At 59.2% G+C, this 1123-nt stretch carries 2 protein-coding genes; one reads left to right on the top strand and one right to left on the bottom strand.

Translation table 11 applies throughout. The features are described from left to right. Positions 1 to 89 precede the first annotated feature (89 nt). Entirely contained in the window at positions 90 to 299 is a 210-nt protein-coding gene (locus ADK28_RS07505) for a hypothetical protein (RefSeq protein WP_033640556.1), read from the top strand. Positions 300 to 446: 147 nt separating this feature from the next. Here ADK28_RS07505 and ADK28_RS07500 read toward each other — a convergent pair. After that, on the bottom strand, positions 447 to 1123 hold a 677-nt coding region (locus ADK28_RS07500; RefSeq protein ID WP_048795311.1), incomplete at its 5' end, for a M10 family metallopeptidase C-terminal domain-containing protein.

Below are 1123 nucleotides of genomic sequence, written 5' to 3'. Positions count from 1 at the left end.
TTTTTATGCTTCCTGTTTTAGGCGGCGGGTAGCGAAGCCGCAGCTCAGCTGCTACATTGGGCAAAAATCAACCCACCGAGGTGTAGACCATGACGTTCTCGGAACAGGAGATTAAACCCGTATGGGATGAGGTCGCACGCCTGATCGGCGATGGCGTGATGCAACTGCGTCATCGCGGCGAAGCGCTGTCGGTGGAAACGCTGGAAAAACATCTGACGCGGCAGTTGGCGGACAGCAACGATATCGAACGGCGCATCCTGCTCGGCGCCGCCATCAACATGCTGAAAGGCGGAAAATGAATCGCCAACCGAAGAAGGTTGGCGATCCGACAGAAGCCCGAGGTATGCAAGCCCGGCCTTCTGCGCGCTACTATGTCACGCTAATATGACGTAATTAATAGGAATTGTCGGGTTTTTGCCCAAAATGCCCTATTTTTGTTGCCTGCATCAGGCCAGCACGAAATCACCCGCATCCAGCGGCTGTCCCACCACTTTCACCAGGAAATCGTTGCCGTCAAAGCCGCCGCCCAGGTTGATCGCCACGTCACTGACGTGATTTTGCGCATCGTAGCTCAGCGTCGCCTCGCCCGCCTTGCCGCTGAACTGATCGACGAAGCGGATGCCGTCGGCGCTGCCGGTGTTGAACAGCGTCAGATCGATCTTGTCCTCGCCGCGCACGAAGTCGCGGATCCAATCCGGCGCCGCCGCCGTCGACTCATCCGCCGCAAAGTAGACGAAGGTGTCCTTGCCGGCGCCGCCCCACAGCTGATCCGCCCCTTTGCCACCGTACAGCACGTCATCGCCCGCGCCGCCCTTGAGCACGTTATCGGCGGCGTTCCCTACCAGCACATCGTTACCCGACCCGCCGATGGCGTTTTCAATCGTTACGCCTGCGGCGATAGACACGTTGCCTTTCAGGCCGCCGACGTCCGAGAACGCCTTTTCATTCAGATTGATGCGCTGATTCTGGCCGAAGCCGGAGAAGTCGAAGGTGTCGTTGCCGCCGGCGTCCCAGGCGGTGAAGATTATCTTGTCCTGCGCGCCGGTGGCGGTGAGGAAGTCGCGATCGGTGTTGGAATTGAAACCGTAAACCGTGTCGCCGGTGCGGGTGTTCATGTTGGCGC

It is taken from the genome of Serratia sp. 506_PEND (genome assembly GCF_001076875.1).
In the GTDB taxonomy this organism is placed as follows: Bacteria; Pseudomonadota; Gammaproteobacteria; order Enterobacterales; family Enterobacteriaceae; genus Serratia; species Serratia marcescens.
The sequence above is the reverse complement of the archived record's forward strand: the minus strand, read 5'-3'. Positions and strand labels throughout refer to the sequence as shown.

Coding starts and splice junctions, on each gene's coding strand:
- ADK28_RS07505 (WP_033640556.1), top strand. CDS start 90: ATGACGTTCTCGGAACAGGAGATTAAACCCGTATGGGATGAGGTCGCA.